This window comes from Corynebacterium sp. Marseille-P4611, from assembly GCF_916618765.1.
Lineage (GTDB): Bacteria > Actinomycetota > Actinomycetes > Mycobacteriales > Mycobacteriaceae > Corynebacterium > Corynebacterium marquesiae.
The window spans coordinates 1,059,437-1,082,075 of sequence record NZ_CAKAKD010000001.1 but is presented as its reverse complement, the minus strand read 5'-3'; the positions used below and the strand labels follow the sequence as shown (position 1 = coordinate 1,082,075).

Here is a 22,639-nt window from a genome sequence, read left to right as displayed (position 1 = left end):
AAAAGCCGGTAAAATGGCAAAAGTTGGCCCCGCGCTCGGCCATGTTGCTTGCACTATGCCACCGCGGCGTACTCAGCGGCGTGCGGCTCGTGAATGTTCTCGTCCCTCATTAGTTGTGATGCTCGTGGTATTCGCGGCAGCGGGGCAAGAGAACGTGACACAACCAAAAGGAGCGCAGTAACCAACGTGCTAATACTCCTGGGTACTCTCATCGCCGCCACCCTGGTAGCACCGCTGCTCATCATGCGAATGGGTCGCCCGGCATTTGGAATTTTGGCCTTAGTCCCCGGCGCAGGCTTTGTGTGGACGCTCATGCACTTTCTGCGCGGCACCTTCGCAGACGGTGGCGCAGTTAAGCACACTGTGGAATGGATGCCGTCCGCGAACTTAAGTTTTGACCTCCGCTTAGACGGACTAGGCGCGCTATTTAGCCTCATCATCTTGGGCATGGGCGCGTTGGTATTGGTCTACTGCTGGGGCTATTTCGACGGCACGCGGCGCCGCTTGGCCATGTTCGCGGCGCAAATGGTGGGCTTTGCCACCGCCATGTTTGGTCTAGTGGCCGCGGACAATTTCCTGCTTATGTACGTGTTCTGGGAGATTACCTCCCTGCTGTCTTATCTCTTGGTTAGCTACTATGCGGAACGAGCCTCCTCCCGCCGCGCGGCACAGCAGGCGCTGATGGTCACTGCTCTGGGTGGTCTAACCATGCTCATGGGCATTATCTTGCTCGGACGGCAAACTGGGGCGTGGACCTTTAGTGATATCTCCGCCTATGAAAACTTTGCGCAGACACCCTATGTCACGGTGGCCATCGTGCTCATCTTGGCGGGCGCACTGACAAAGTCTGCAATTGCACCGGCGCACTTTTGGCTCCCCGGCGCGATGGCGGCACCGACTCCAGTCTCCGCTTATCTCCACTCCGCCGCGATGGTTAAGGCCGGCATCTATCTAATCGGGCGCCTGGCGCCCTCAATGTATGAGGTAGCCACCTGGCACGTGGTGGTTATCTCCCTAGGCGTATTTACCATGCTGCTCGGCGGCTGGATGGCGCTCAAGCAGCGCGACCTGAAGCTGATTTTGGCTTATGGCACCGTCTCCCAGCTAGGGTTTATCACCTCCATCATGGCCGTAGGCTCGCGGGAAGCCATGCAGGCCGGTCTCGCGCTGACCTTTGCTCACTCGCTATTTAAGGCGGCGCTTTTTATGGTCGTCGGCGCTATCGATCACTGCTCAGGCACAAGGGATATCACCAAGCTATCCGGATTGGGGCGCAAAGAACCATTCCTCTTCGGCATTGCGATCATTTCCGGGTTCTCCATGGCCGGCGTCCCACCTCTATTTGGCTTCGTGGCCAAAGAGGCCGTGCTGGAAGCAACCATGCACGAGGAGCTCTTGGTCGGCATGCCACGCAATATGATGCTTGTGGCCTATGTCCTCGGTTCTATCCTCACGATGGCCTATACGCTGCGCTTTTTGTGGGGTGCCTTTGCTACCAAGAAGGAGGTCAATGGAACGGAGCCGACAGAGGCCGTCGCCAAGATGCATCCCGTAACTATGGGATTATGGCTCTCTCCTGCCCTGCTCACTGCCCTAACCGTGGCACTTGGTGTGTTCCCCAAGCCCCTATCGGCGGCCTTTGACCAGCATCTCGACTCCACCTTCGCCCCGAAGGAGCATAGCGAACTAGCCCTGTGGCATGGACTTACCGTGGCACTCGGCCTCTCCGCACTCATTATCGTGGGCGGTATTATTATGCACTGGCAACGCCAGGTCCTGGTCAAGTGGCAATTCGCCTATCCTGCGCTGGGCAATGCGGATGATGCCTATGATTCGGTCATCGCTCTTTTGCGCCAGCTCTCGCTGCGCACGACGGCAACCACGCAGCGCGGCTCCCTGCAGCTGAACTTGACGGTCATCTTTGCCACATTGATGCTGCTGCCACTGGCTATGATCATCAAGGGCGATCTCACCGATATCCGCATGATTGTGGCGGAAAATCCTTGGCAGATCGTCGCCGCCTTCATCATCATGGTGGCCGCCGTAGCCGCCACGGTCACCGATAATCGTTTATCAGCCGTGATCATCGTCGGGGTGACTGGCTATACCCTCGCCTTCATCTTCGCTCTGCACGGTGCGCCGGACTTGGCGCTGACGCAGCTGCTGACTGAGACCATCGTGATGGTTCTTTTCATGCTGGTTCTGCGCCGCATGCCGGCCTCCACCGAGTGGAAGCAGGACCCCAAGATGGGGCGCCTGCGCGCGTGGCTTTCCGTGGGCACGGGCCTTACCGTCACCGTGGTGGCGATGTTTGCTATTAACGCACGTCAGTCTAAGCCCATCTCCGAGTTCATGCCGGATCTGGCCAAAGAGATTGGACACGGCGCCAATGCTGTCAACGTCTTGCTAGTGGACTTGCGCGCCTGGGATACCTTTGGCGAAATCACGGTGATCATCATCGCCGCACTGGGCGTGGTTTCTCTGATTTATCGCACCCAATCCTTCGGCCGCGAAAGCCGCCGTCCCACCCTGCGGGTTACCGGCCGGCGGTGGCTGGCCGCCGGGGTGGAATCAGAGCAAGCGCTCAACCGCTCGCTGATGATCGATGTCTCCACGCGCGTGCTCTTTCCGTCCATGGTCGCACTGTCCTTCTACTTCTTCTTCGCCGGCCACAATGCCCCTGGCGGCGGCTTTGCCGGCGGCCTCGTCGCAGCGCTAGCGCTCATCTTGCGCTACCTGGCTGGTGGGCGCGCAGAGCTGGAAGAAACCCTGCCTATTGATGCCGGCCGCACCATGGGCACCGGTCTCTTGCTGTCCGCACTGGCCACGGTGACCCCGATGTTCTTTGGACACCCGCCACTTACCAGCGGATACACCTCGCCGGAGATTCCGCTCATCGGCAAGGTTTCACTGCCTTCAGCGTTGGTCTTTGACGCAGGTGTCTACCTCATCGTCGTGGGGCTCACGCTCTACATCCTGAATTCCTTGGGCGCCAAGCTGGATGAGGAAGAGGATATGCGTAAGCAACGTGCCCGCGATCGCGCCCGCTCGCTGGCCCGGCAGCAACGCCAACGCACCGCCAAGCAAAAGGCGCAACGGGCCCAGCGCAAGGAAAAGAAACGAGCCGCTACAGCAAGCACAACCGCCACCACAGGGAAGGAGAAATAAATGGAAGCCAACCTCTTCCTCCTCTTGGCCGCCGGTGTGCTTGTAGCCGCGGGCGTCTACCTACTCCTGGACCGTGCCATGACCAAAATGCTGCTTGGACTGTTGCTTTTGGGCAATGGCGCCAACCTCTTCTTGCTGCAGTCCGGCGGTTCGGCCGGTTCCCCGCCTATCGATGGCCGCGAGTCGGAGCCTTACGGCGCCGAGATTGCGGATCCACTGGCGCAGGCAATGATTCTGACCGCCATCGTCATTTCCATGGCGTTGACGGCTTTCATCCTCACCTTGGCATACCGGCAGTACCGCTACCGTACAGACGATGTCATTGAAGATGACGCGGAAGATACCGCAATTGCAGCCAAGGCCGCACGCCCCGGCAATGCGGCCGCCAGCCCGGACCACGATGCGTCCAATGATCCGACTACGGGCCGCGCCACCAAGCAAGGTGATAATTTCGGCCCCGCATCTTTCGAGGAACCAGTAAAGGGGGCCCGCGATGAGTGAAACCGTCCAGCCGCTTGTCGATGCCCTCTTTCCCTACATCGGATACCTCATTCCGCTGCCGATTATCATCCCCGCAGTGGCCGCGGCCCTCGCATTGATTTTTGGCCGCATTCCCAATGCGCAGCGCCAGATCGTGTTTTTCTCGCTGCTCATTACCGCGGTGGTTAATGCCGTCCTCATCCTCATTGCGGATTTTGAAGGCATCCAAACCCTGCAGATAGGAGGTTGGGACGCCCCGGTGGGCATCACGCTCGTGGCGGATCGCCTATCTGCGGTCATGCTCTTTACTTCCTCCGTAGTGCTGTTTTCTGTCATTTGGTACGCCATTTCCCAGGGCGTGCGCGATGGCACCAAGGACGAGCCGGTGGCCGTATTCCTGCCCACCTACATGCTGCTGACCATGGGCGTTAATATCTCCTTTTTGGCCGGCGATCTCTTCAACCTCTACGTGGGATTCGAGGTCTTCCTCGTGGCGTCCTATGTGCTGTTGACCCTAGGTGCCTCAGCCGGTCGAGTTCGCGCCGGCGTGGGCTACGTGATGGTGTCCATGGCTTCGTCAATGATCTTCTTGCTCGCGCTGGGGTATGTGTATTCCTCCGTGGGCACGATGAACATGGCCCAGATCGGCCAGCGCATGCAGGATCTCCCGGAAGGCACCCGCACCGCGATCTTTGCCACGCTGCTCGTTGCCTTTGGCATTAAGGCGGCCGTCGTTCCGCTGGACGCTTGGCTGCCGGACTCGTATCCCACGGCGCCTTCACTAGTCACTGCGGTTTTTGCCGGCCTTCTGACCAAGGTGGGTGTCTACGCCATCATCCGCGCCCGCACTTCCATTTTCACTGCCGGCGGCCTCGATACCGTGCTCATGTGGGTGGCCCTAGCCACGATGCTGGTGGGAATTTTGGGCGCCATCGCACAGTCCGATATTAAGCGCCTTTTGTCCTTTACCCTGGTCAGCCACATTGGCTACATGATCTTCGGCGTCTCACTCGGTACCGCCCAGGGGCTTTCCGGCGCCATCTTCTACGCTGTACACCACATTCTGGTTCAGACTGCGCTATTCCTCGTGGTCGGACTCGTTGAACGCCAGGCCGGCACCTCGTCGCTGCGCCGCTTGGGTTCGCTGATGTACTCGGCCCCGCTTATCGGAATTTTGTACTTCATTCCAGCCATTAATCTGGGCGGCATCCCGCCGTTCTCCGGTTTCTTAGGCAAGATCATCTTGCTGCAAGCCGGTGCGAATGAGGGTTCCTGGATGGCGTGGGTACTCATCGTCGGTGCTGTGCTCACCTCGCTGCTGACCCTCTACGTCATGATGTTGGTGTGGGCCAAGGGCTTTCAACGCGACCGCGCCGATGCCCCGGAAGGCAACGTGGCGCTCGCCCGCCCGGCCCCGCTTTCCGATATCACCGATGAGGTCGAGTTTTCCTCCCGCCAGGATGTGGGCAGGGTGCCTTTTGGCATGATCGCCTCTACTACTCTGCTGGTGGCCGCGTCTACCTCCATTACCTTTCTGGCCGGTCCAATGTCCGGCGTGACCTCACGCGCTGCCGAATCCGCGCAGGACACGTCCATCTATCAATACGCGGTCTTGGGCGACCGCGCGGATGACCCCACCCGCCACCTCAACCAGAAGGAGCGCTACACCGGCGGCGCTGATTCCTATAAGAATCGCCGCAACCCTTCCCCGGAGGCGGAGCCGCCGGATTCAGCGGGTTTGGATGCCCGCACCGACCCGGAAGCCGGTGGACGCGATGCGCATTCCACCGATGTAAAGTCCCCGGATGCCGCCAAGAGGAAGGATATTAGCGATGACTAACACGCGCTTTTCCGGCCTGCGACACCGCTTCCGCCCGTGGTTCATCGTTTGGCTGGTAGTCATGTGGTGCATGCTCATGGGAGAGATCACCGTGGGCAATGTGGTGGCCGGACTCCTCATCGGCACTGTTATCGTCTTTGCTCTGCCGCTGCCGGCCATGCCCATTACCGGCATCGACGTTTCTTGGGGCAAGCTCGTTGCGTTCATGATCCGCTGGTTCTGGGAGCTGTTCTACGCCTCGCTCAAGGTGGGCTGGCTGGCCGTGCGCCCGCAGCCGGTGCCCAAGACCGCCATCTTGGAGCTGCCCATGCGCTTGGATAATGAGTTCGTACTCTCCCTGGCCGTAACGCTGTATAACCTGCAGCCAGGCGGCACGGTGACCGATATCGACATTGCAAACCGCATGATTACCGTCCATATCCTGGACGCCCGCGATGAGGCCCAGATTCAGCGCGAAATCGGTGCCGTGGCCCACCTTGAAGCCTCATTCATCGACATCTTTGAAAGGAGCCACCCCTAATGGATCCGCAGATCTATAACGCGATTTTGCTGGTGGCCGCCGCGCTGCTGGTGGTCTCCTTCCTCATCACCGTCTGGCGCATTGTCACCGGCCCCAATTCGTTGGACCGCTTGGTGGGCATGGACGGCTTTACCGCGATGTTCCAGTGCGCGTTGGCTACCTATATGTGCTGGTCGCTCAATACCACGGTGGTCTCGGCCATGCTGGTCATTGCGCTGCTGGGATTCATCTCCACCGTGTCCGTCACCAGGTTTAGGAAGAGGGATAGCCAATGAGCTGGTCTTTCATCGCAGATGTGCTCTCGCTCATCCTGATAATCGGCGGCAGCGTCCTCACCTTGGCCGCAGCCATCGGCATCGCCCGCTTCAAGGACACGATGTCTCGTGTACACGCGGTAAGCAAGCCGCAAACCACAGGGCTTATCCTCACCATCCTCGGCGCCATCATTCGCATCACCGGCGCGGAATCCTTCAGCGTTGCCGAGCGCGGGGATTTAGGAATACTCGTTTTGCTGGTACTGTTTGCCATGTTCACTAGCCCGGTAACCGCGCAGCGCACCTCGCGTATTGCACGCCGTGAGGGCCTGTACGGCACCGAGGAATCCATGTCCCGCAACGACCGACCCGCCGCGAAGTCGCTGCGCCGCAAGTAGGAGACGCTTTTCACCGTGAAAAAGCTTTATGGGCTTCCCACTATGGTGACTTTGCTCGCCGCTCTTATCGGCATCATCGTCTACCGCTTCAGCATCTTCGACGGCAATAGCGCCTTTGTGTGGCGCGTTCCCCTGGATCTGAAGATTTATTGGCTCGCCGGCGGCGAGGTGGCCCAAGGCGCGGACCTCTACGATAACGCCTATATCGGCAACCTGCCTTTTACCTATCCGCCCTTTTCCGGCACCCTTTTCACGTGGCTTTCCTCGCTTGCCGACGCCCCCCTGATCCTCCTTTGGCAGGGCGGCACCGCCCTCGCCTTGTTCACGGTTATTATGCTGGTTCTGCGCGAGCGCGGCCTCAAGCTCTCCCCGGCAATGTGGCTGTTGGGCCTTTTGCTGCTGTGCTGCACCCCGGCGAATGAGCCGGTGCACGGCACCTTATTCTTTGGCCAGATCAACATCTTCCTTATGCTGCTAGTGGCCTTGGATATTCTGCCGCGCAAACGCGCTTTGCCGGGCATCGGCATTGGTTTGGCCGCGGGTATGAAGCTCACCCCGGCCTATATGGGTCTGGTCTTGCTCTTCCAGAAGCGCTGGTGGCAAGCGATCATCGCCATCCTTACGTTCGCGGTAACCGTGGCCATTGGTTTCGTGACCATTCCGGATGCCGCCGATTTCTGGACCGACGCTATCTTTAAGTCCTCCCGCGTGGGCGAGCACACCAACCCAGGTGCGCAGTCCATTCGCTCGGTGATGGTCCGCGCGTGGGGCATCGATGGCGGCTGGATCTGGCTCGCCGCCGTGGTCGTGGTCTTCATTTTGACCTGCCTGGCGCTGCGCACTGCGATGAAGCACCGCAATAATTCCGCCGCACTTGCGCTTGCTGGCATCAGCTCCTGCTTGGTCTCCCCCTTCTCTTGGTATCACCATTGGGTGTGGACGGTGCCGCTGGCCGTCGTCGTGCTGGTTGCCGTCAACCAGGGTCTGGGCAAGCGCCTGCCCGGCATCCTTGGCGCGCAGGTCGCTGGCCTCGTATCGGTGCTGGCGATGTGTGCGGTAACCCTGCCGTTTATCTCCGCCCCCGTGTGGCTATCTGCTGCTAGCCGCTCGCTCAACCACTGGGATCTGCAGCCGTGGGGAATGTTGGCCTTCACCGGCGCCGGCGTCCTCTTTATCGCCTTCTACGCGGTGTGGGGTTTTGTCCCTGGCACCCAGCCGGAAGAGGAAGCGCCCGCCCCGGGCCGCCACCACTTACCTGCGCAGCCCGCTGGCGCAAAGCCCGCTGGTGCGCAACCTGCTTCCGCGGAGGCCGGGGCACTCCCGGCGCGCTCGTTTAATACGGCAGCTACGAGCCGGAGGGGCCAGGGTCATCCACGGGCAGCGCAACCCGTCAGCGATGAAACAGCAGAAATGCCCGCGGTAGGGCCGGAAACGCGCGCGTTCCCGGCGGCTCAGGACATCACCGATATCCCCGATACCCCGGCCTACGGTCGCCACTCGCGCTCCGAGGACTAGCCCCGGGCCCGCCTGCCCGCCGCTTTAGAGCGGGCGGAAGGTGTGCAACTCGCGGCAGGTCTCCTCGACCACCTCGCGCCAGCTGCCGGTCTCTTTGAAGAGACGGCGCTGCCGCTCATAGCCGGCACCGCCTTCGATAATTTCGTGGATGAGTTTTAGCTCGTTGACGCATCCCAGCTCGCGCGCAATGGGGCTAAGCTCATCCACCATCTCCGCTAGCTCGTCCTTAACCCAGGCCTCATCGGTCTCGCGGGAGGTAATCACCAGCGCATCCATACCATAGCGGGCGCCGCGCCACTTGTTTTCTGCCACGTGCCAGGGCTGCAGGGTGGGAAGGGGCTCCGCGGCGTCGATAAGCCGGTCGTAGTACACCACCAAGCAGTGGGTCAGCGCCACGATGGCGGAGAGCTCGCGCAGGTTGGACGTTGCATCAGAGACGCGCACCTCCACCGTGCCCCACTTGGACGCCGGTCGAATATCAAAGTGCATGGAACCGGTGTGGTTAATAACGCCGGAAATCGCTTGGTCGCGCATATAGGACTGCCACTCGGCCCAATCGCGGAATTGATACGGCATGCCGGCGGTGGGCAGCTGCTGGTACAGCATGGTGCGGTTGGAGGCATAGCCGGTATCTAGGCCCTCCCACCCAGGCGAGCACGCAGAAATGGCCAGCAGGTGGGGGTACTTAGTCATCAATGCATTGATGATGGGCCAGACGCGGTCCTCGTGGCTAATGCCCACGTGCACGTGCGTGCCCCATAGCAGCATCTGCTTGCCCCAGTACTGGGTGCGCGCGATGATTTCCTGATAGCTGGGCTTATCCGAAAGTGGGTTCTCGCGGAAGTCCGTAAACGGGTGGCCGCCAGAGGCCCAGACGTCTATGCCCAGCTTATCGGCGGCTTCTTCCACCGCGTTCAGGGAATTTTGTAGGTCAGCGATTGCTTCCGGCACGGTGTGACAAATGCCTGTGACTAGCTCCACCGTATTTTGGAGAAATTCCTTTTCCAGATGGATATCGGGGTGGGTCGCATTGGCTAGATCGATAAGTTCCGCACCGCGCGGGACGAGGTCGCGCGTGTCGCGGTCCACGAGCGCTACCTCCCATTCCACGCCGAGCGTTGGTTCGGGAGAGCGGGCGAATTGTTCTGCCGGGATCTTCACCCATTCAGCTTAACGGCTGACAGGTATTAAGACGTGAATTTTATTTAACCTACTTTTACCGGCGGCCTTGCAGGTGCGGAATAGCTCAGATCACAAAAGTCCAAGGCATTCGGCCGAAGAACTATGGTGCTTGCTCTTCGGCCGGATGGCCTTGGACTTTAAGTCAGGTGCACGGATTGCTTAGGCCTGCGGAACCGCCAGGGCGACGACGACGGCGCCGTCAGCGGTGGCTTCCTTAGGCAAATCGCGGTTCATCGGGGCGATATCGGCCTGGTAGCGGGCGGCGACCTCCTTGGCCAGTGCTTCAGCAGAGGCGTCGCCCTCGGGGAAGAAGACGGTGGTCTTCGGGACGGTAAGGACGTCGCCAGGCAGGTTGCCCACGTAGCCAACCTTGAAGCCGCCGCCCTTGAGGGAATCGGCTTCCTTCTTGGCCTTGTCTACCTCGCCGGAGTTATTGAGGACGCTGACCTTAATGTCATTGCGGTCGCGTGCGGCGGAGTGGGCGTTGCCCTCGCCTGCGGCTTCATTCTCAGCTGCGGCACGCTCGTCAGCGTCACCGGAAGCGGCTGCATCACGCGGCTTATCGCCCTCCCCTGCTGGGGCGGGGGCAGGAGCGCCGGGTCGATCGGATGCCTCTGGGGCACCCGGAGCGCGGGAGCCGGCGGTGTCGGGGCCAGCAGAGCCTTCGGGCGCGGCACCGATGGTAGAACCTGCGGAGTTTTCCTGCGTGCTCTTAGACGCCACGGTGGAATCATCGTCGCCCGAGGTCATGGAGTACAAAGCCCAAAGGCCGAGCATGACGGCCACCGCGATGAGGACCATCGCCAGGCCGCGCAGCGGGAGGCCGCCCTTTTTAGCATGCGCACCGCCACCAGCGGGGCGCTGCTTAGCAGCACTGGAAGCGGAGGCGCCGGCAGCAGAGCCGGCGCGGGTTTCGTCGGATACCTTGTCGGTCGAATTTTCCGGATTCACATTAGTCACATACGCAACACTAGTACTCAGAATTAACTATCCGGGGTATTTCCCTGCGCGGCGCGCCGCGTGTCTTCTCGCTCCTCTCGCAGGCGACGCAGCCGTGCAACCAGGAGGGGATGGGATTGGGCGGCCGCGGGGGCGTCGAGAAGCAGATTAAGGCGCTGGTGATAGCGCACCGGGGAGATATCCAGCTGCGCACGAATAGCCTCTTCTTTGCGGCCGATACTGCGCGGCGCGGTTTCCTCGAAGTCCAAAATGGCGGCGTCTAGGTCAGACAAGGGGTTCATGCCTAAACTGTAAGGCATGACTATTCGCCCCATCGTTATCCACGGCGAGACCGTGCTTCACGAACCCACCCAACCGGTGGAAGAATCCGAGATTTCCACCCCGGAAATGCAGCAGCTCATCGCGGACATGTATGAAACCATGGATGCCGCCAATGGCGTAGGCTTGGCCGCTAACCAGGTAGGAATTGGCAAGCGCCTCTTTGTCTACCACTGCCCCGATACGGATGGCCCCAATGGCACCGAGCTGCCGTCCGAAAAGGCAGGCATGCGCAAGGGCTGCGTTATTAACCCCGTGCTGGAGACCTCCGAGATTCCAGAGACCATGCCGGCCGATGACGGCTCCGATGACGAAGGCTGCCTCTCCGTTCCTGGCGAGGGCTTTCCCACCGGCCGCGCCGACTGGGCGCGCGTGACCGGCAAGGACGAAAACGGCAACGACATCTCCGTCGAAGGCTATGGTTTCTTCGCCCGCTGCCTGCAGCACGAGACCGGCCACCTCGATGGCTTCCTCTACACCGATACCCTCATTGGCCGCTATAAGCGCCAGGCCAAGAAGGCCATTAAGCGCCACGGTTGGACCGAGCCGGGGTATTCCTGGGTACCGGGCGAGGACGCCGATCCCTTCGGCCACGACGACTAATGTCACGTATTTTCCGCTCCGATGCCGTCCAGGTGGGCGAGCGCGTGGTGGCCCGGCGCGATTTCGGCGATGTACATAGCGATGTCATCGGGCATGTGCTCAGCCTCAATCCGCTGGTCATTCGCCCACAAGAGGTCGGCGGTTACCCTTCCGACCTAGATGCGGTGGAGATCCCGCCGGAGCAGCTGAAAATCATCAAACGGCTCTCCCCGCGCATGGTCCGCAACTCCGATATCCGCGCCGTGGAGGTTGCCGCGGCCGCGGCTTCCCCCGGCACAGACCACGCCTGGACCAGCGACGGTTCCTGGCTGTTGCGCGCGAGCAACGGGGTTTCCGGCAGCTCCAATGCAGCCGTTCCTCTAGGTCCTTCAGCCGGCTTTACCCCGGTGCCACTGGAGGAGATTAAGGCCTTCTACGCCCGCCACAACCTCCCGGTGCGCCTGGTGGTTCCAGAGCGCATTGGCAAGCCGGCCGAACGCCTGCTCGCCGACCCCGCCTGGGAGACCGAGCCGGAGGTCCTCGCCATGGTCCTGCGGGATCTGCCCACGCTTGCCGACGCCCCCTCTACCTCCCCCACTTTCCACCTCGCCGCCCAGCCCGATGACGAGTGGCTGGCGATGTATCAATCGCGCACCGATGCCCTTCCTGCCGAGGCGGTGCAGAGCCTTGGCTCTCACGTCGAGGGAACGCTCGGCTTCGGCCGCCTAGTCCTCGATGGCGAGACCGTCGCCATCGCCCGCGCCACAATTACCGAATCCGGCGATGGCACCACGTGGCTGGGGCTTTCTTCCATCGAAGTGGCCAAGGACTTCCGGCGTCGCGGATACGGCACGCTCATGCTCCAGCACCTGCTGCACTGGGGGCGCAATAACGGCGCCGAGCACGCCTACCTCACCGTGCCGGCTTCCAATACCGCAGGAGTGCGGCTGGCTGAGAAGCTCGGCTTCATCGAGCAACACCGCCGCATCTACGCCTGCCTGCGCAACTAAGCTCCGCGCTGCAGACTTCCGGTCTGAGCGGTGAGCCTTATGGGACTGCCCGCTGACCTCGCTGCAGCGGGCAGGTACTGTATGTGGCATGCGCATCGCCACGTGGAATATTAACTCCGTCCGCACCCGCATACAGCGGGCGCTGGACCTTATCTCCAAGCACGACATCGACGTTTTGTGTTTGCAGGAAACTAAGGTGAAAGACGATAAGTTTCCACGCGAGGCCTTCGAGGACGCGGGCCTACACGTCACGTGCCACGGGCTCAACCAGTGGAACGGCGTGGCCATTGTGTCCAAGGAAGAACCCGAGGAGGTCTTGGTCGGCTTTCCGGGCCAGCCGGGCTTTGCGAAGGATTCGGAAAAGCCGCAGGACCGTGAGGCCCGCGCGCTAGGGGCTCGCATCCGTGGCGTAGAAATCTGGTCCCTCTACGTGCCCAACGGCCGCGAGATCACGGACCGCCACTATGACTACAAGCTGGACTTTCTCTATCACCTAGCGCGCTATGCGGAAAATCATGCGCAGTCCAAGCTGCTATTGACCGGTGACTTCAATATTGCCCCGCGCGATGAAGACGTGTGGGATATAGAGGCCTTCCGCGGCAAGACGCATGTCACCGAGCCAGAGCGCGCCGCGTTCCAGATGCTGGAAGAAGCCGGGCTCGAAGAAGTTACCCGCCGGTTCACGGAGGACCAACGCTATACCTACTTCGATTACAAGGGCATGCGCTTTCAAAAGAACGAAGGCATGCGCATCGACTTCCAGTTGGCTTCAGCCCCGCTTGCCCAGCACGTGACCGGCGCGCAGGTAGACATGGTCGAGCGCGCCGGCGATAAAACCTCCGATCACTGCCCGCTTCTCGCAGATTACGATCTGCCCGATTTCGATTCCGTGAAATAGATGTCTTGGTCGCTTGATCTCAGTTTTTGGCAGCTCGTATTCCTGATCCTGGATTACGGGATCAAGATCGTTGCCGTTGGCTTCGTGCCCGAAGGCCGCCGACCTTCCAGCTCCACCGCGTGGCTACTGGCAATTCTGGTACTGCCGTTTATCGGCCTGCCGCTGTTTTTGCTCATGGGCTCGCCGTATATCAACCGGCGTCGCCACCGCATCCAGCAAGAAGCCAATGAGAAGATTGAAAGTGTCACGGCCCGCACCCCGGACCATCCGCAGGGCATCCTTTCGGCGGAAATAGAGTCGGTCATCCGGCTCAACCGCGAGCTAACCGGATTCCCGGCGTTGGTGGGCCACAACCTTGGCCTGCACGCGGATTATGACGAATCCATTCGCGCCATCGCAGCCGCCATTGACCGCGCCGAGAAGTACGTGTCCATCGAGATCTACATCCAGTCCTGGGATGAGGTCACGGACGTATTCTTCGAGTCGCTGCGCAGGGCTACCGCCCGCGGCGTAAAGGTGCGGCTGCTGCTGGATCAGATCGGCAGTTTTAAGTACAAGGGCTATTTCAAGCTGGGCAAGCAGCTAACAGAGATAGGCGTGGACTGGCATCTCATGCTGCCTATTCAGATACACAAGGGCCGCTTCCGCCGCCCGGACCTGCGCAACCACCGCAAGTTGGTGATCATCGATGGCAAGGTGGGATTTATCGGCTCGCTGAACATGATTAAGCGCCAGTACAAAACCAAGGACCGGTACTGGATTGACTACATGGTGGAGCTCTCCGGGCCAATTGTAACTTCTATGTCTGCGGTCTTCGCCGTGGATTGGTACCTGGAGGCAGGCGAGAACCTTCCGCTCGATGAACTGCCTTATGATGACGCCCAGACTGCCGACGCCAACCACCTCCAAATAATCCCCTCCGGCCCGGGTTATACCACTGAGCCAAACCTGCGCATGTTCAACTCCTTGGTGCACCACGCCAAGGACCGGCTGGTGCTGTGCTCGCCCTACTTCGTCCCGGATGAGTCCCTGCTGGAGGCGGTGACCACCGCGTGCTACCGCGGGGTGGATGTGGAGCTTTATGTATCGGCAAAAGCGGACCAGTTTATGGTCAACCATGCCCAGTCCTCCTACTACCAAGCCCTGCTAGAGGCAGGCGTACACATCTACCAATTCCCCTACCCCTTTGTGCTGCACTCCAAGTTCATCATTACCGACCCGGACGATCCCGGCCGCGACCCGTTGTGCATGTTCGGCTCCTCCAATATGGACCCGCGCTCGTTCGGCCTGAACTATGAATCCACCATGTTGGTGGCCAAGGGCGACCTCATTGACCAATTCAACCAGCTCGTAGCCAATTACCGCACGGTGTGCCACGAGCTAACTTTGGAGGAGTGGAATGAGCGCGGCTTTATCCGCCGCTACGTGGATAATGTCATGCGCCTTACCTCCGCGCTGCAGTAGAGCGAACACGAACCATCACGACTGCAGCGAAGACAGTCTGGCAACAAGAAACCGCCCCGGCGGGCAGCGAATGAACTGTCGGCCGGAGCGGTGAAGCGTTATATGGGTGGGTGTTTAGGCGTCGCGCTTTTGCAGGACGATGACTCCTAGGACCCACAAAAGGAGAGCCCAGGCGAGGAATACCAGCCCAAATCCCCAGGATTCCTTCCAGGGAGCATCCACCGGATCTATCTCCCAAAGCCAAGACTGGAAAGACTTGAACGGCATGAAGTTAACCAGCTTGCTACCAACCTTGGGGATGCTGGCCACGAGATTATCCACACCGAGGAAGAGGATGAGGCCAATGGCCACGGAGCCAGCCGTCGAGCGCAAGAGCAAACCAATTCCTTGGGAAAAAAGGACGAGCAGCGCGGCAGCCAGCGGGTACTTCCACAGCTGCTTTTGGCCCATCTCATCGTCCCAAGGGTGGAATTCCGCGGCTACCTCATCGTGGGCAAAAACCTCGGTCAGTAGGTAGGCGCCCGCCACGGCGATAAAGGTCAGCGCGGCCGCGATAACCGCGTACATGAGCAGCTTGACCAAGGCCACCGACCAGCGGCGCGGGGTAGCCATAAACGTGATGGTCTGCGTACCAAAGCGGTACTCGGTGGTCACGATCATGATGGCCTGGATCATGAGCACGGGCAGGCCGAGGCCCAAAAGAACAGACACCGCGCCATCCGGGGTGATAACACCCATGCCCAACGCTGCATCCTCGGGGGTTTCTGCCGGTTGGGTAAGGCGAGCATTCAAGATAGCCCAGCCCCACACAAAGAAGAGGAAGATGAAGGTGGTCCACCAGAAGGAGCGGGTGGTGTGCAGCTTGGTCCATTCGGACTTCAAGGTATTCAGCATGGCGAATTAAACCTCCTGCTGGGTGGGTCGAGCGAACGGAGTGGCAGCATCGGCACTGGCAGCAGCACCGCCGGCGGTGGGGCCACCAGTGGAGCCGTGGTACTGGACGGCGTCGCCAGTAAGCTCCATGAAAGCATCCTCGAGGGAGGCGCTCTTGAGGCTGAGCTCATTAAGCGGCACACCGGTGGAGTAGGCCAGCTGACCTACGAAATCCGTGGTCTGGTTGGCAATCACCAAACGGGGGCGGCCTTCCTCGTCGGTGGACTCGGTAAAGGAGATTCCCTCGGCGCGCAGAGCAGAGCCAAAGGCATCAAGATGGTCGGAGCGCACCAGCACGGAGGACTGCGAGTGGTCCTTCACAAAGTCATAGGTGGGCTGGTCCGCTACCAAACGGCCCTTACCAATGACCACGAGATGGTCGGCGGTTTGGGACATCTCCGAAAGCAGGTGGGAAGAAATCAAAATGGTGCGGCCCTCTTTGGCTAGGGCGCGCACGAGCTGGCGGACCCAGCGAATGCCCTCTGGATCGAGGCCGTTGACCGGCTCATCCAGGATGAGGATGCCCGGGTCACCGAGCAGCGCGCCGGCTAGGCCGAGGCGCTGACCCATGCCGAGGGAGAAGCCACCGACCTTCTTACCGGCGACGTCGGAAAGCCCTACCAGCCCTAGGACCTCATCAACGCGGGAAGTAGAAATGCCATTGGACTGCGCAAGCCATTTCAGGTGGTTGGCGGCGCTGCGGTTGCGGTGCACCGCCTTGGCATCGAGCAAGGCACCTACCTCACGCAGAGGTTGCTTGAGCTCGTGGTAGTGCTTGCCGTTGATGCGCGCCCTGCCGACCGTCGGCATGTCCAAGCCCAGGATCATGCGCATGGTGGTGGATTTGCCCGCGCCATTGGGGCCCAGGAACCCGGTGACCATGCCGGGTTTTACCTGAAAGGTGAGATCATCAACGGCGCGGACAGACTTATATTGTTTAGTCAATCCTTCTACTTCGATCATGGCACTAGCGTGCCATAAATCCGGCAACTTTACCTGTTCAATGCCTCCACACTCTCCCGCAGGGCGGGAAAGGCGTGGCGGAAGGCGGCCAGAAGGGGGAGACTTTCTACCTCCTCAAAAGGCACCCAGCGCAGCTCATAGGACTCTTCATTAGCTGTAGTAGGAAGCGGTGCGCCAGTGCGCGTGCGTGCTAGGACGGTGGTATAGGTCCACTCCCCCGGCAGATCCCCCGCCGCGGGATAGGGCCCGGCCGTTACTCGCGCATCGAGCACCTCCACATCTTGGGGCGCAATCGCGCATTCTTCATGGGTTTCACGCAGCGCGGCCTGGGTAGGCGTCTCCGTAAAATCGCGGGCGCCACCCGGAATCCCCCAGGTATCGCCATGATTGGTCCACGCGGCGCGGTGCTGGAGGAGCACCTTGCGCCCGGCGACGAGGAACAGGCCGGCGGCACCAAATTTTCCCCAGACGCGAATGCCGCCGGGGCCTGCCGCCCAGCCGTCTCCACTGTGAGGGTTATGCATGCTGCCTATCCTAGCCACACACGCGGGTATATGGTGGCGCCCAGCACACTGCGGGCGCTATTCTAAGTGAATGACCGAGCAGGCAGTCCGGGCAGAAAGCGTGCACGACGAACACGCTCACCCGAGCGATCACTGGCTCGATGAGGTTACCGCGCCCACCGGCCCGGCCTTCAGCGGGCTCAGTAGCCGCGCCATGGAATGGTTCGCGGGCCCGGCGCGCCTGCTGCGCCGCTTTTACTACTTCGCCTCCACTACCCCAGGCAAGCTTTTTACGGTCACGCTCATTCTCACCGTAGCCCTAGGCGCTGCCGGCTTATCGATGTCCCAATCTTCCGCCGCCCGCCATTCCGACTTGGACGAGCTGCTAAGCACCACCGAGCCGATGTCGAATGCGGCGCACCACCTTTATAGTTCGCTTTCGGTGGCCGATACCGTGGCCACCACCGGCTTCGTGCAGGCCGGTGTGGAATCAGAGCACAACCGCGATAGATATAACGAAGCCATTGATGCCGCTTCGGTGGCAGCCACCGAATCCGTGCTGGGTACCACGCAGGAAGACGGCCGTGTGCGCGAGCTGGTGACCTTTATCCAACGCGAGCTCCCCGTCTATACCGCAATGGTGGAAAAGGCCCGCGCCAACCACCGGGCGGGCAATGCGGTGGCCAATTCCTATATGTCCAATGCCTCGGCGCTGATGCGCGAGCGTATCCTGCCGGCTGCCTCCGAGTTGTTCCAGCTGACCACCGCCAAGGTAAACCAGCAACAGCAAAAGCTCACCTCCCCGCAGTGGGTGCCGCTCTCCGGCCTCTTGGCGGCGCTCTTCTTCCTCGCCGTGGCCCAATGGTGGCTGTGGCGCCAGACCCGCCGGCGTTTTAACCGCGGCTTCTTAACTGCCAGCGTGCTGCTTTTCTTGGCCATCTCCTGGGTGGCACTATCCAACCTCGCCACCTGGTCCACCGGCCACCAGGGCTTTGAGACGGCCTCGCGCCCGTGGGATTCGCTCACGGCCTCGCGGATTGAGGCGCAGCAGGCGCGTACCTCTGAGACCCTGGCGCTGGTGCTGCGCTCCTCCGAGGAGGATTCGATGGTGCGCTTTTCCAGCTCCATCAACTCCATCGAAAGGGCCCTCGAGGATTATGAGGAAGCGCTCAATGATGAGGACGTGGAGGTCACCGACCCAGAACTCATTCACAGCGCCCGGGCGGCCGCCGAGCAGTGGCGCGGTACCCACGACAAACTCATGGGTGCGCTCAAGGATGGCGACTATGATGAGGCCATCTACCAGGCCACGGCCACCGAGCCCAGGCATGGCGAGATGACCGCGGCGCGTTCCTTTGATGAGCTCGACACGGAGCTTTCGGATCTCATCGGTCAGGCGCGCATCGCCATGCGCAGCTACTTGGAGCGCGGCCTGACCGCCATGACTGCGGTGTCCTCGGCCGTGTTCCTGCTGACCTTGTGCGCCATTATTGCCGTGTGGCTGGGCATCCGTCCTCGACTGCAGGAGTACCTCTAATGCGCCGCACACGCCTTGCCCTCGCTACCCTTGCCTGCATCTGCGCCGCACTGCCGCTAGCCTCGTGCGATGTTCGCTCCACCCCGCCGCTGGAGGCGCCCGCCGAGCACGCCCTCGATTCAAAGCCGGGCCCGCCGCTGCCGGAAGGAGCGGAAATTGAAAAGGCCGGATCGACCGCAGCTCACCGTGCCTCTGATGAGGAAATCAGGGGCAGCTATCGCCCGGATGATAGGAAGGCGAAGGAGCGGGTGCCGGACATCGTCAAGCGCGGCCGTCTCATCGTGGGTGTGGACCGTTCCAATAACTTGCTGAGCTACCGCGATGCCGCCACTGGTGACGTGCGCGGCTTCGAGGTGGAGATTGCCCGCGAGATTGCCCGCGATATCTTTGGTGATCCCAACAAGGTGGACTTCCGCTTCGTGGAATCCTCCGACCGCGTCGATACCCTCAATACCGGCGCGGTGGACATGATTGTGCGCACCATGACCATTAGCCCTGAACGCGAGCGCGACGTGGCCTTTTCCATTCCCTATATGAGCACCCAAACCCGCATGCTGGTGCTCACCAATTCCGGCATTAGGTCCGTGAAAGACGCCGCCGGTAAGACCCTATGCGGCGTAGGCGCGTCCACCGCGCTGGATACCATCCGCGAGCACGCCCCCAAGTCCGATATCTTGGTTACCCGTTCCTGGGGCGATTGCCTGATGGCCCTGCAGCTTAACCAGGCCGACGGCATCGTCGTCGATGATGCCCTGCTCTCCGGCATGGCCGCCCAAGACTCCTATACCTCCATCGTGGGCGAGCCGCTAGAGACCGAGAACTACGGCGTGGCCGTGCGCCGCCCCAGCAAGCAACATGACACCCGCCCACTGCTGCGCCAAGTAAATTCCACGCTCGAGCGCATCCGCCGCGACGGCACGTGGTCCACAATCTTTGAGGAGTGGCTCGGCGCCTACTTGGAAGAGCCCACCCTGCCGGCCGGCAAGTACATCGAGGAGGACGCTAAGCCATGAGCCATAACCCGAATTTTAGCGACGACGAGCTCGAGTACATCGAACCGGAGAACCTCGATACCCAGCGCGCCTTCCGCCAGCCCACCAATGCCGCCAATTCCGCGCAGGAGCCGGATGCGCTGGACGATGGCCCCGCCACCGCCGCCGTTCCTTTCAACCCCTTTGCGGACGAAGAGGAAGAGGGCACTGCGGCCGTGGCCTTTGACCCCTTCGCCGATGAGGAGTCCGGGGAGGAAACCGGCACCGCTGCTGTGGCTTTCGATCCGTTCGCGGACGACGATGAAGATGGCGATGGTTCCATCGACCCAGACCACATCTCCAGCCTTCTGGCGGATCTGGATAATATCCGCGCCCAACGCGAACAGCAGCGCGCTCAGAAGGCCCAAGAGGATTCCTCGCAACGCTCGCGCCGCCGCGCGCTCGATACCTTCCGTGAGCGCCGCGGCACCCACCGCACCGAGCGCCGCGTGGCCGATGGCATGGTGCGGCTGCCCTTTATCACCCCGTCCGAACCCACCGATGCCCTGATCGATCCGGCCGAGAAAACATCCGGCAAAAAGATCCCGCCGCCGCAGCTGCAGCCCGGCGACGTGGTGGCCGGCCAGTACGAAATCCTGGGCGTTATCGCCCACGGCGGCATGGGATGGATTTACCTGGCCAATGACCACTTTGTCTCGGGAAGAGTGGTGGTTCTCAAAGGTATGCAGGCCCAAAAATCGGCCGATGAAACCGCCGCTGCGGTGGCCGAACGCGAGTTTCTCGCGGATATTACCCACCCCGGTATCGTCAAGATTTTCAACTTTATCGATGACGAGCGAGTACCCGGTGGCTTTATTGTCATGGAGTACGTTGGCGGGCCGTCGCTAAGAAACAGGCGCAAAAAGCAACCCGATAAGCTCCTGCCGGTTGATATCGCCATCGCCTATATCCTAGAAATCCTGCCTGCGCTGGAATACCTGCATTCGCGCGGGGTGGTCTACAACGACCTTAAGCCCGATAACATCATCGTCACCGAGGACCAGGTCAAGCTCATTGATTTGGGAGCGGTTTCCGGAATCGGCGCCTTTGGCTATATTTACGGCACCAAGGGTTACCAGGCCCCAGAGGTAGCCACCGAAGGGCCCTCCATCGCCAGCGATATCTACACCATCGGCCGTACCCTGGCTGCGCTCTGCCTCAAGCTGCCTACTGAGGACGGCGTCTATCTGCCGGGCATTCCTACCCCCACCGAGGAGCCGGAACTGCGCCGCTTCTTGTCGCTCTACCGCCTGTTACAGCGCGCCACCGACCCGGACCCAAAACGCCGCTTTACCTCCATCAAGGAGCTGCGCACCCAGCTCTACGGCGTTCTGCGCGAGGTCATTGCCATCCGCGACGGCCTCCAATATCCGTCCCAGCACTCGCTCTTTTCGCCGCAACGTACCACTTTTGGCACCAAACACCTGGTCTTTCGCACCGACCAGCTTATCGACGGCATCGATCGCACCGTCCAAATCACCGCCCCCGAGGTCGTCTCCGCCCTGCCTACGCCACTGCTGGACCGCGATGACGTGGGCGCCGGCCTGCTGCAGGGCGCATCCTATGCGGAGCCACAGGAAGCCCTGGAGACCCTCCGCCAGGCCATGCAGACCCCCGAGTATGAACACTCCGCCGAAATCCCGCTGGGCGTGGTCCGCTCCATGATTGACCTGGGCTATACCGGCCAGGCCCGCCAGTGGCTAAGCTCCATCGAAGACCGCCTTGGCCAAGACTGGCGCTTCCAGTGGTACGCCGGAATTACCGAGCTGCTTCACGACGACTACCGCGACGCCCAGAAATACTTCTCCACCGTCCTCGATCTTCTGCCGGGCGAGGCGGCCCCCAAGCTCGCCATCGCCGCCATCAACGAGCTCATCCTGCAGCAGCTGGACTATAGCGATACCTCGCTTATTGACCCCACCGTGGCGCGGGCCTGCTCCAATATGCATTCCACGCTGGCCGATCTCCCTAACTCCGCCTTTGAGGGCCAGCCGGAAATCTGGAACCACGTCACCCAGGATCCGGCCGCACTGCGCTTTAACTCCATGCGCCTCTACGGCATTGTGTGGTCCACCAACCCCACCACCGTCTCCTCTTCCTTTGGCCTCGCCCGCCAACTGCGCTCCGAGGGCCAGGTGGAGGTAGCCGTCGTGGTCCTTGACAAGGTCCCCAATGCCTCGCGCCACTACCGCATGGCCCGCTTGACGACGATCCTCCAGCTCATCGTCCACGATCTCTCCGAATCCCGAATCCGCCGCGCCGCCCGACGCCTCGAAGAGGTCCCCACCAACGAGCCGCGCTTCCTCCAGATCAAGATTGCCGTCATCTCCGCCGGCCTGAATTTCCTGCGCAATGCTGATCTATCGCGCGCCGCCTCCCCCAACGACCTCTTCGAATACGCCTTTACCCAGCGTGGCCTGCGCACTGGTCTCTCCGAGACACTCCGCGCCCTCGCGCGCCAAGCCCCGTTTAGCCGCCACCGCTACGCGCTCGTTGACCTTGCCAACCAGGTCCGCCCGGTCACCACCTTCTAATCGCTACATAGGCTCGTACAGCCGCCCCACTAATATAGCTCCAGGTCCTCCGATAAGGCTGTTAATTCAGCTACGGCACGGCGCTGACGGACATCTCTTTCATTCTTGTATTTCTGCAGATCCGCAAGACTCACGCGCCGATGGGAACCAACTTTGTAGCCGGGAAGGCTCCCTTCATCAATGAGCTTTACAACGTGTGGCCGCGAAACATTGAGAAAGTCTGCTGCCTGTTGCGTGGTGAATTCGGATTCCTCGGGCACTACGCGGACCGATTTCCCTGCCGCTTCAATGACGAGAACTTTCTGCAGGGTTTCAGCGATTTCTCGCGGAATTGCGATTATTTGCTCGGTTCCTTGCACGAATATATCCACTGGTGCCGGTGAATCTTTTGCCTCCAACACAGAATTGAGCCTTAATAAAGCCTCTTCCGCTGGGCTGGTATCCCGAGTTGCCCCGCCATTTTGTAAGTCCTTCATACCCTCACCTTACAAAATAACCGAAATAGACGAAACAGTTGCTGTACTAGGTTCAGAGACAAAAACGAGGCGT

21 protein-coding genes are annotated in these 22,639 nt (G+C 60.9%); 14 read left to right on the top strand and 7 right to left on the bottom strand.

Annotated elements, in window-relative coordinates:
• The first annotated feature begins 186 nt into the window (after positions 1-186).
• Genes LG376_RS05260 through LG376_RS05230 form a run of 7 tightly spaced genes read left to right on the top strand, consistent with a single transcriptional unit; the run spans position 187 to position 8,175 of the window.
• Positions 187-3,168 (top strand): Na+/H+ antiporter subunit A, encoded by a 2,982-nt coding sequence (locus LG376_RS05260; RefSeq protein ID WP_225746392.1) that lies wholly within the window; start codon positions 187-189, stop codon positions 3,166-3,168.
• Entirely contained in the window at positions 3,169-3,669 is a 501-nt protein-coding gene (locus tag LG376_RS05255) for a Na(+)/H(+) antiporter subunit C (RefSeq protein WP_225746391.1), read from the top strand.
• On the top strand, positions 3,662-5,488 hold the full coding sequence (locus LG376_RS05250; protein WP_225746390.1) for a Na+/H+ antiporter subunit D: 1,827 nt from the start codon (positions 3,662-3,664) through the stop codon (positions 5,486-5,488). The genes LG376_RS05255 and LG376_RS05250 overlap by 8 nt, the downstream gene beginning before the upstream one ends.
• Positions 5,481-6,008 (top strand): Na+/H+ antiporter subunit E, encoded by a 528-nt coding sequence (locus LG376_RS05245; protein WP_225746389.1) that lies wholly within the window; start codon positions 5,481-5,483, stop codon positions 6,006-6,008. The genes LG376_RS05250 and LG376_RS05245 overlap by 8 nt, the downstream gene beginning before the upstream one ends.
• Positions 6,008-6,283 carry a monovalent cation/H+ antiporter complex subunit F gene (locus LG376_RS05240; RefSeq protein ID WP_005325614.1) on the top strand — a complete coding sequence of 92 codons (276 nt, stop codon included), beginning with the start codon at positions 6,008-6,010 and terminating at the stop codon, positions 6,281-6,283. The genes LG376_RS05245 and LG376_RS05240 overlap by 1 nt, the downstream gene beginning before the upstream one ends.
• A complete protein-coding gene (locus LG376_RS05235; protein WP_179387013.1) occupies positions 6,280-6,660 on the top strand; it encodes a monovalent cation/H(+) antiporter subunit G in 381 nt (126 codons plus the stop codon). The genes LG376_RS05240 and LG376_RS05235 overlap by 4 nt, the downstream gene beginning before the upstream one ends.
• Before the next feature lie 15 nt (positions 6,661-6,675).
• Positions 6,676-8,175 carry a glycosyltransferase 87 family protein gene (locus LG376_RS05230; RefSeq protein ID WP_225746388.1) on the top strand — a complete coding sequence of 500 codons (1,500 nt, stop codon included), beginning with the start codon at positions 6,676-6,678 and terminating at the stop codon, positions 8,173-8,175.
• Positions 8,176-8,199: 24 nt separating this feature from the next.
• Here LG376_RS05230 and LG376_RS05225 read toward each other — a convergent pair whose 3' ends face one another.
• From LG376_RS05225 to LG376_RS05215, 3 genes are all read right to left on the bottom strand, one after another.
• On the bottom strand, positions 8,200-9,336 hold the full coding sequence (locus LG376_RS05225; RefSeq protein WP_225746387.1) for a glutamate--cysteine ligase: 1,137 nt from the start codon (positions 9,334-9,336) through the stop codon (positions 8,200-8,202).
• A gap of 180 nt (positions 9,337-9,516) precedes the next feature.
• Positions 9,517-10,317, bottom strand: coding sequence for a LytR C-terminal domain-containing protein (locus tag LG376_RS05220; RefSeq protein ID WP_225746386.1), 801 nt, complete (start codon positions 10,315-10,317; stop codon positions 9,517-9,519).
• A 23-nt stretch (positions 10,318-10,340) separates the two neighbouring features.
• The gene (locus LG376_RS05215) at positions 10,341-10,616 is read right to left on the bottom strand and encodes a DUF3263 domain-containing protein (protein WP_198492101.1); all 276 of its coding nucleotides are present in this window, start codon (positions 10,614-10,616) and stop codon (positions 10,341-10,343) included.
• Between LG376_RS05215 and LG376_RS05210 the strand changes: the two genes are divergently transcribed.
• From LG376_RS05210 to cls, 4 genes are all read left to right on the top strand, one after another.
• Positions 10,615-11,238 (top strand): peptide deformylase, encoded by a 624-nt coding sequence (locus LG376_RS05210; protein WP_049377930.1) that lies wholly within the window; start codon positions 10,615-10,617, stop codon positions 11,236-11,238. The two genes, LG376_RS05215 and LG376_RS05210, sit on opposite strands and share 2 nt — an antisense overlap.
• Positions 11,238-12,227, top strand: a complete 990-nt coding sequence (locus LG376_RS05205) for a GNAT family N-acetyltransferase (RefSeq protein WP_225746385.1) — start codon at positions 11,238-11,240, stop codon at positions 12,225-12,227. The genes LG376_RS05210 and LG376_RS05205 overlap by 1 nt, the downstream gene beginning before the upstream one ends.
• 88 nt (positions 12,228-12,315) lie before the next feature.
• Complete coding sequence (locus tag LG376_RS05200) at positions 12,316-13,125, top strand: exodeoxyribonuclease III (RefSeq protein WP_225746384.1); 810 nt, start codon at positions 12,316-12,318, stop codon at positions 13,123-13,125.
• Positions 13,126-14,589 (top strand): cardiolipin synthase, encoded by a 1,464-nt coding sequence (gene cls, locus LG376_RS05195; RefSeq protein ID WP_198492105.1) that lies wholly within the window; start codon positions 13,126-13,128, stop codon positions 14,587-14,589. It begins immediately after the preceding gene.
• A gap of 114 nt (positions 14,590-14,703) precedes the next feature.
• On the opposite strand, the gene LG376_RS05190 is transcribed toward cls, so the two are convergent.
• From LG376_RS05190 to LG376_RS05180, 3 genes are read right to left on the bottom strand one after another with little or no spacing between them, the layout of a single operon-like run.
• Positions 14,704-15,483: an ABC transporter permease gene (locus LG376_RS05190; protein WP_049377934.1), complete on the bottom strand. Its 780-nt coding sequence runs from the start codon at positions 15,481-15,483 to the stop codon at positions 14,704-14,706.
• A gap of 6 nt (positions 15,484-15,489) precedes the next feature.
• Positions 15,490-16,485: an ABC transporter ATP-binding protein gene (locus tag LG376_RS05185; RefSeq protein ID WP_225746383.1), complete on the bottom strand. Its 996-nt coding sequence runs from the start codon at positions 16,483-16,485 to the stop codon at positions 15,490-15,492.
• A gap of 29 nt (positions 16,486-16,514) precedes the next feature.
• Positions 16,515-17,009 carry an NUDIX domain-containing protein gene (locus tag LG376_RS05180; protein ID WP_049377936.1) on the bottom strand — a complete coding sequence of 165 codons (495 nt, stop codon included), beginning with the start codon at positions 17,007-17,009 and terminating at the stop codon, positions 16,515-16,517.
• Between the two features lie 70 nt (positions 17,010-17,079).
• On the opposite strand from LG376_RS05180, the gene LG376_RS05175 reads away from it, so the two are divergent.
• From LG376_RS05175 to LG376_RS05165, 3 genes are read left to right on the top strand one after another with little or no spacing between them, the layout of a single operon-like run.
• Positions 17,080-18,525: a hypothetical protein gene (locus tag LG376_RS05175; RefSeq protein ID WP_225746382.1), complete on the top strand. Its 1,446-nt coding sequence runs from the start codon at positions 17,080-17,082 to the stop codon at positions 18,523-18,525.
• A complete protein-coding gene (locus LG376_RS05170) occupies positions 18,525-19,538 on the top strand; it encodes a glutamate ABC transporter substrate-binding protein (RefSeq protein WP_225746381.1) in 1,014 nt (337 codons plus the stop codon). The genes LG376_RS05175 and LG376_RS05170 overlap by 1 nt, the downstream gene beginning before the upstream one ends.
• Positions 19,535-22,090 carry a serine/threonine protein kinase gene (locus LG376_RS05165; RefSeq protein ID WP_225746380.1) on the top strand — a complete coding sequence of 852 codons (2,556 nt, stop codon included), beginning with the start codon at positions 19,535-19,537 and terminating at the stop codon, positions 22,088-22,090. The genes LG376_RS05170 and LG376_RS05165 overlap by 4 nt, the downstream gene beginning before the upstream one ends.
• Before the next feature lie 29 nt (positions 22,091-22,119).
• Here LG376_RS05165 and LG376_RS05160 read toward each other — a convergent pair whose 3' ends face one another.
• A complete protein-coding gene (locus tag LG376_RS05160; protein ID WP_049377940.1) occupies positions 22,120-22,566 on the bottom strand; it encodes a helix-turn-helix domain-containing protein in 447 nt (148 codons plus the stop codon).
• Positions 22,567-22,639: the final 73 nt, after the last annotated feature.

What these genes read in the sequence shown, in the direction of transcription:
- LG376_RS05255 (WP_225746391.1), top strand. Translation starts at nt 3,169, where the DNA reads ATGGAAGCCAACCTCTTCCTCCTCTTGGCCGCCGGTGTGCTTGTAGCC.
- LG376_RS05250 (WP_225746390.1), top strand. Translation starts at nt 3,662, where the DNA reads ATGAGTGAAACCGTCCAGCCGCTTGTCGATGCCCTCTTTCCCTACATC.
- LG376_RS05245 (WP_225746389.1), top strand. Translation starts at nt 5,481, where the DNA reads ATGACTAACACGCGCTTTTCCGGCCTGCGACACCGCTTCCGCCCGTGG.
- LG376_RS05240 (WP_005325614.1), top strand. Translation starts at nt 6,008, where the DNA reads ATGGATCCGCAGATCTATAACGCGATTTTGCTGGTGGCCGCCGCGCTG.
- LG376_RS05235 (WP_179387013.1), top strand. Translation starts at nt 6,280, where the DNA reads ATGAGCTGGTCTTTCATCGCAGATGTGCTCTCGCTCATCCTGATAATC.
- LG376_RS05210 (WP_049377930.1), top strand. Translation starts at nt 10,615, where the DNA reads ATGACTATTCGCCCCATCGTTATCCACGGCGAGACCGTGCTTCACGAA.
- LG376_RS05215 (WP_198492101.1), bottom strand. Translation starts at nt 10,616, where the DNA reads ATGCCTTACAGTTTAGGCATGAACCCCTTGTCTGACCTAGACGCCGCC.
- LG376_RS05205 (WP_225746385.1), top strand. Translation starts at nt 11,238, where the DNA reads ATGTCACGTATTTTCCGCTCCGATGCCGTCCAGGTGGGCGAGCGCGTG.
- LG376_RS05200 (WP_225746384.1), top strand. Translation starts at nt 12,316, where the DNA reads ATGCGCATCGCCACGTGGAATATTAACTCCGTCCGCACCCGCATACAG.
- cls (WP_198492105.1), top strand. Translation starts at nt 13,126, where the DNA reads ATGTCTTGGTCGCTTGATCTCAGTTTTTGGCAGCTCGTATTCCTGATC.
- LG376_RS05190 (WP_049377934.1), bottom strand. Translation starts at nt 15,483, where the DNA reads ATGCTGAATACCTTGAAGTCCGAATGGACCAAGCTGCACACCACCCGC.
- LG376_RS05185 (WP_225746383.1), bottom strand. Translation starts at nt 16,485, where the DNA reads ATGATCGAAGTAGAAGGATTGACTAAACAATATAAGTCTGTCCGCGCC.
- LG376_RS05180 (WP_049377936.1), bottom strand. Translation starts at nt 17,009, where the DNA reads ATGCATAACCCTCACAGTGGAGACGGCTGGGCGGCAGGCCCCGGCGGC.
- LG376_RS05175 (WP_225746382.1), top strand. Translation starts at nt 17,080, where the DNA reads ATGACCGAGCAGGCAGTCCGGGCAGAAAGCGTGCACGACGAACACGCT.
- LG376_RS05170 (WP_225746381.1), top strand. Translation starts at nt 18,525, where the DNA reads ATGCGCCGCACACGCCTTGCCCTCGCTACCCTTGCCTGCATCTGCGCC.
- LG376_RS05165 (WP_225746380.1), top strand. Translation starts at nt 19,535, where the DNA reads ATGAGCCATAACCCGAATTTTAGCGACGACGAGCTCGAGTACATCGAA.
- LG376_RS05160 (WP_049377940.1), bottom strand. Translation starts at nt 22,566, where the DNA reads ATGAAGGACTTACAAAATGGCGGGGCAACTCGGGATACCAGCCCAGCG.